The following is a 5903-nucleotide window of genomic DNA, read 5'->3' as shown; positions in this document are numbered from 1 at the left end:
AAATGCCTGAAATTATGTATCCTTCCGCCTGGTATAATGGCATCTTTATTTTTAAGGTGCAACCGGCGGATAAGATATTCCAGTAAACCCGAGTCAATTTCCTTATCGTATAAAAACCGGACCGGCTTCCCTTTCTTTCGTGTTTTCAGTCCCTTTTTGATCTTTTGTATGTAAGGAATGCTCATATCGGTATCAAGGTCAAACTCCGCATCGCGGGTAACCTTTATGATATGAGCCGAATACTGGTCATACCCCAGGAAAGAAAAAATATGCGGAACACAAAACCGTATCACGTCTTCCAGCAAAATAAGGTAATGCTCTCCGGGTTTGGAGGGAAGGCGCACAAACCGGGGCACCACCCTGGTAGGTACTTCAATCAGGGCATACTTCTTTTTATACGCCGAATCGCTCTTTGACAATACCACGGCAAGCAAAATGGCTTTTTCACGGAGGGCGGGGAAATTTTCTATGCTTTCAATCATCAGGGGAATGATAGAAGATGATACTTCTTCATCGTAAAAAGTGCGCACGAATTTTTGCTGCTCCCTGTTCAGTTGTTTTTCAGTGACCAAAAAAATTTTCTGTTTTTTCAGCTCATTGAAAATTGTTTTCCATATCCTGTCAAATTCACTCCTTTGTTCCAGAACAGTAAGGTGTATCTGGTCTAATATTTTTTGAGGTTGCTGCTCAAGGTGCATGCGGGCCTTCTTCCCCAGTTCCAGCATTCTTTTTAAAGCAGCAACCCTCACCCTGAAAAACTCATCCAGGTTATTGGAGAATATACCAAGAAATTTTATTCGCTCTTTAAGCGGAACAGTAGGGTCGGCAGCTTCCTGTAATACTCTTGCATTAAAAGCCAGCCAACTGATATCCCGGACAATGGTTTTGCCTTTTTCCTTAGTCATGTACTTGTTTGTCTTACCGGTAAAAATAAGCAAACAAGCTATGGGGCATATATTAAGTTTTATTAAAGATCGCTACAGTTCCCGGATCTTTTGTATAAGTGCAGTGGTAGAATATCCTTTTACCAGGGGGATGATCTTTACTTCGCCCCCGTTTTTAATAACATCCTCCGCTCCTACTATTTGTTCTATAGCGTAATCACCTCCTTTAATAAGGGTGTCGGGCTCTATGAGCCTGATAAGCTCAAGAGGCGTTTTTTCATCAAACAATACAACGGCATCTACCATGGCCAATGCGGCAAGCATCTGTGCCCTGAAAGACTCGTTGTTAACGGGCCTGTTCTTTCCTTTTAATTTTTTCACTGAGGCGTCGGTGTTAATGCCTACCACCAGTATGTCGCCCGAAGCCGCGGCCTGCGATAGTATTTCGAGGTGTCCCTGGTGTAAAATATCGAAACAGCCATTTGTAAATGCAATCGTTTTATCCAGGAGCCTCCAGCGTTTTACCTGGTGTTGCATACCATTGAACGTGAGGATTTTATTATGGGTTAATGCCGGGTATTTCATATTTGCTCCTGTTTATAACGGGTAATAAAAGTAAACAAAGTATTCCTGTAAAAATAACAATTCCTGTTTGCGCTATCCATAAGATCCAGCCAAATCCAAGCGCCGGTCCTTCGGCAACAGCATACAACGGCAATAGTTTCTGGATGGTATACTGATATGCGCCGATGCCGCCCTGCGTGGCAAGCATGGCCAAACTTCCAAAGCTCAATATGGAAAAGGCTGCCTTAAATCCGAGATGGCTCACCGCTTCCATTGTATAAAACCCGATTTGGATGCTCAACAGGTATAACATCCATATAGAAAAAGTATAGAGCAGGAAAAGCCATTTGTTTTCCAGGTGTTTGATGCTGGTGATGCCAGTCATTATACCTTTCAGTATTTTTTTAATGGAGCGGACAAACTTTGATGTGGCAAATACCCTTGCAAGTCCGGCTAAAACAATAACAACAACCGCTAAAATTCCGAAGATCGCTGCTATTTTATATATCCTGAACCTGCCCCGTCCATCGTACATTAAGCTGTTGAGCTGCGCTGATGCATATTGGTGAATGGCGTCAAACTGTATAAAAACCGTAATGATGATGATCAGTACAAGGCAAATAAAATCGCATACCCTTTCAGTTACCATAGTGCCAATGAGCTTATCGGCGGGTATTTTTTCGTGCCTGGCCAAAATCGTGCATTTCATCACTTCACCCAAACGGGGGACCAGCAGATTAAAAAAATATCCCAGTATAGTGGCAAAAAAAACATTATTGGCAGAAGGGCGGTGCCCGAGCGGGCGGATCAGTATTTTCCACCGCAATGCCCTGATGTAATGACTGACCATCAACAACAGCATTGCAGGCAAAACCAGCCGGTAGTTGGCATTTTTCAACGCATCCGTCAAATACCTCCTGTTTTCGGGCGACAGGTTGCGGGCGCTTAACCACAACAGAAAAATACCCAATCCCAAAAAGAAAATATACTGGAGGGTGTTTATCACCTTTTTTTTCATATTATAACTGAATGCCGGTTAAAAGTAAAGGAGGGCTCTCTTAAAAAAAGAACCCGGAAAGACTGATCGCTCCTTTCACGATCAGTGGAGCAGATTTCCCGCTTTCGGAAAAACGATACTGGGCTTAAATTGCTTCGCTTCTTCAAAGTCCATATTGGCGTAAGAAATAATGATAACGGTGTCGCCCACCGCGCCCTGCCTGGCAGCAGGTCCGTTCAGGCAGCATACGCCGGAACCTCTTTTACCTTTAATAAGGTAGGTTTCAATGCGGGAGCCATTGTTAACATTAACGATCTGGATCTTTTCGTTTTCTATCAGGTTAGCTGCTTCCATGAGTTCTTCATCCAAAGTAAGGCTACCCACATAGTTTAAATTGGCTTCCGTAATAACGGCCCTGTGTATTTTTGACTTCAGTATTTCAATTTCCATAGCCTGCAAAATTAAGTGGTAATATTATATTATCATATTATCAATCAACCTTACCTTTCCCATGAAAGCGGCAATTAACGCTATCGCCTTGGTTTGCCCGTCCCAAACATCAATGATCCGCAGGTCTTCGGCCCTCGCTATTGTGAGGTAATCTGCTGTTAGCTCCTTTTGAATAAGCAAAGCACCTGCCCGTTCTGCGATTCCTTTTACCTCGCCGGGCTTTATATTCCGGCTGATGTATGATAATGCCTCGTATATCCCTTGTGCGTTCTGTTTTTCGCGGGCACTAAGCCTCAAGTTGCGGCTGCTCATGGCCAGTCCGCCCGGCTCACGCAAGGTAGGGCAGATAATGATTTCGGCAGGCGATTGAATGAGCTCTAAAAGTTTCCCGATCACCAGGCATTGCTGATAGTCTTTTTGTCCTAAGTAGAGTCGGTCGGGCCGAACAATTTCCATTAACCGGTGCATTACCTGGCATACACCCTGGAAATGGCCCGGGCGGTATTTCCCTTCCAGGACAGATTCGAGATATCCCAGTTCGTATGCGGTTGCAGGGCTGATACCGGAGGGGTATATTTCGGCCACGTCGGGCAGAAAGAGCAGGTCACATCCTTGTTTTTCTAACAGGAGAATATCGCTTTCCAGCGTTTTGGGATAAAGCTCAAAATCCGTCAGATCATTGAATTGTGTAGGATTCACGAATATGCTGCATACTACCACGCCATTCTCCTCTCCTGCCTTTTTTGTAAGTGAAAGATGCCCCTGGTGCAATGCACCCATAGTGGGTATAAAGCCGATCGTTTTTTTTACCGATCGCTGTTTTTGAAGGTATCTGGCGAGGTCTTTGGATTGCTTAATAATGAACATAATGGCGTTAAAAGTAGTAATTGCAAGCGTTTCCACCGCAGTTTCGGCAAAAAAAGCGTACCTTTGCACACCTTACACATTTCGTTAATATATTAACCTAACATAAAAACGGAAAATGTCTACCAAGAAACGAATCCTGTTTATTGCCAATGAAATGTCCCCTTATCTGGAACTGACAGAATTTTCAGAGATTGTGAATCACCTGGCAATAAAATCAAATGACAATGGTTTTGAAGTTCGTTGTATTATGCCCCGTTTTGGTGTTATTAATGAAAGAAGGCACAGACTGCATGAAGTAGTAAGGCTTTCGGGGATCAATGTGTCTGTAGACAATGAAGACTATCCTTTACAAATAAAAGTAGCCTCCCTGCCCAATGCCCGTTTGCAGATTTATTTTCTTGAAAATGAGGACCTTTTTAAAAGAAAATTTGTATTTGCCGATGAAAATGAAAGCTGGTATGACGATAATTGGCTCCGTACCATCTTTTATTGTAAGGGTGCTCTGGAAACGGTAAAGAAATTCGGCTGGCCGCCCGATATCATTCATTGCAGTGGCTGGATGACAGGTTTAATCCCTTTGTATCTCAAAACAGCCTATAAAAAGGAACCCGTGTTCGGCAACAGTAAAATTGTCTTTACCATCGGGCAAAATACATTCAGAGAAAAGATCGGTCCCGATTTTGTTAAGAAAATCGCTATACATGCTTCTATAAAAGATAAGGATCTGGAGCCCTTTAAAGATAATAACAATACAGCCATGTTCAGAGGCGGGGCTGCTTATGCGGATGCCATCACCTTTGGGGCAGCAAAGGTGGAGAAAAAGCTTTCCGATGAATTTTCAAAAGTGAAGGGCAAGAAGGTCCTTCCTTTTAAAGCCGATTCAGATTTAACAGACTATTTACAATTGTATAGCGACCTTGCGCAGAAGTAATGGGGTGAAAGTGAAGGATTAAGGACAATCATTTTTTCCTCTGGCTTTAATACCTAAGTACCGTATCAAAATCCCTCTATTAAAAATTACATCAGGTGAAGTTTAAATTTCTGCTGTTTTCAATCGGACTGGGAACACTGGCCATTGTACTGAATACACACTGCACTAAAATTACACCAACCGATATAGGCACCGATCTTTTACCTGTAGTAGATAACGTACACACTTTTGAAACCTCGTTGAGGGTATATTCGGATAACTTTTTGATGAACGATTCTTCCGTGATCAACTACCCAGACGATCATGCATTGGGTATTATTGAAGATGACCCCCAGTTTGGTAAAACCGAAGCGGAGATCTATTTCGGGATAGCCCCTGCTTCCGACAGCCGGTACCCTTTTGTAAATGCAGACAGCATTATTGCTATGGATTCTGTGATACTGAGCCTCGCCTATACAGGCGTTTACGGCGACAGCAACTCCATGCAGAAGTTCAACGTATTTGAGATCAGCGATCCGGCATTCAAAGACAGCACCGGTTATCTTGTTAGTCATCCGGGCTTTGCCACTGCATTTGATGTACTGGGCAGTGCCACGGTGAACCTGAACACGATAGATGATCCCAAAACGATCGTTATCAAAAGCGATACCCAGGTGGTGAGCAATTTACTGCGTATTCCTTTGGATACGGCATTGGGAAAGCGGTTTGCTGCTTATGATACCAACACGGTATATGTTTCGTCCAACCGGGATTCTGCTTTTCAAAAAGTATTTAACGGGCTGGCTGTAAAAACAGATGCAGGCTCTCCCCAGAGATCTGCATTAACCTACTATAGCCTGTACAATGAGAACACCAGGCTTACCTGTTATTTCCGGATAAAAAAGAACGGGGGTATTGATACGGTGTCGGCTGATTTTGCTTTATACGTCACTGGAACCTATTATGCCTACAATGCCAATATTGTTAAACGCACACCGTTGCATGGATATGCCGCACTTGACCCGCTTAACGCTGTCGCGGATGCGGAAAATATATACCTGCAGTCGTCGCCCGGTTCCTGCGCCATATTGAATATTCCCGGGTTAGACACTCTCAAAAACAGCATCATCCACCGTGCTGAGCTCACATTTGAGTCCATTGCATTACCCGGCAATGGAATATACGGCACACCCGATTTTCTTTTTATAGATCTTATTGACAGCGCCAATAA

7 protein-coding genes are annotated in these 5903 nt (G+C 43.4%); 2 read left to right on the top strand and 5 right to left on the bottom strand.

What is annotated here, in order from left to right:
• The 5 genes from PLH26_RS19425 to panC form a co-directional block, all read right to left on the bottom strand.
• Nucleotides 1–905: polyphosphate kinase (locus tag PLH26_RS19425; protein WP_502876422.1), on the bottom strand; the 905-nt coding region annotated here is incomplete at its 3' end.
• Between the two features lie 72 nt (nucleotides 906–977).
• Entirely contained in the window at nucleotides 978–1469 is a 492-nt protein-coding gene (rfaE2, locus tag PLH26_RS19420) for a D-glycero-beta-D-manno-heptose 1-phosphate adenylyltransferase (protein ID WP_324587682.1), read from the bottom strand.
• Nucleotides 1444–2466 (bottom strand): lysylphosphatidylglycerol synthase transmembrane domain-containing protein, encoded by a 1023-nt coding sequence (locus PLH26_RS19415; protein WP_324587681.1) that lies wholly within the window; start codon nucleotides 2464–2466, stop codon nucleotides 1444–1446. The genes rfaE2 and PLH26_RS19415 overlap by 26 nt, the downstream gene beginning before the upstream one ends.
• A gap of 81 nt (nucleotides 2467–2547) precedes the next feature.
• Nucleotides 2548–2895 carry an aspartate 1-decarboxylase gene (panD, locus tag PLH26_RS19410; protein ID WP_324587680.1) on the bottom strand — a complete coding sequence of 116 codons (348 nt, stop codon included), beginning with the start codon at nucleotides 2893–2895 and terminating at the stop codon, nucleotides 2548–2550.
• Between the two features lie 24 nt (nucleotides 2896–2919).
• Nucleotides 2920–3831: a pantoate--beta-alanine ligase gene (gene panC, locus PLH26_RS19405; protein WP_324587679.1), complete on the bottom strand. Its 912-nt coding sequence runs from the start codon at nucleotides 3829–3831 to the stop codon at nucleotides 2920–2922.
• Nucleotides 3832–3877: 46 nt separating this feature from the next.
• On the opposite strand from panC, the gene PLH26_RS19400 reads away from it, so the two are divergent.
• Nucleotides 3878–4693 carry a glycogen/starch synthase gene (locus tag PLH26_RS19400; RefSeq protein ID WP_324587678.1) on the top strand — a complete coding sequence of 272 codons (816 nt, stop codon included), beginning with the start codon at nucleotides 3878–3880 and terminating at the stop codon, nucleotides 4691–4693.
• Between the two features lie 95 nt (nucleotides 4694–4788).
• A partial coding sequence (locus PLH26_RS19395) for a DUF4270 family protein (protein ID WP_324587677.1) occupies nucleotides 4789–5903 on the top strand: 1115 nt, incomplete at its 3' end.

The organism is Agriterribacter sp., assembly GCF_035444585.1.
In the GTDB taxonomy this organism is placed as follows: Bacteria; Bacteroidota; Bacteroidia; order Chitinophagales; family Chitinophagaceae; genus Agriterribacter.
Note: the sequence above shows the minus strand (reverse complement) of the source record. Positions and strands in the feature narration are given on the sequence as shown.

Coding starts and splice junctions, on each gene's coding strand:
- PLH26_RS19415 (WP_324587681.1), bottom strand. CDS start 2,466: ATGAAAAAAAAGGTGATAAACACCCTCCAGTATATTTTCTTTTTGGGA.
- PLH26_RS19400 (WP_324587678.1), top strand. CDS start 3,878: ATGTCTACCAAGAAACGAATCCTGTTTATTGCCAATGAAATGTCCCCT.
- panD (WP_324587680.1), bottom strand. CDS start 2,895: ATGGAAATTGAAATACTGAAGTCAAAAATACACAGGGCCGTTATTACG.
- rfaE2 (WP_324587682.1), bottom strand. CDS start 1,469: ATGAAATACCCGGCATTAACCCATAATAAAATCCTCACGTTCAATGGT.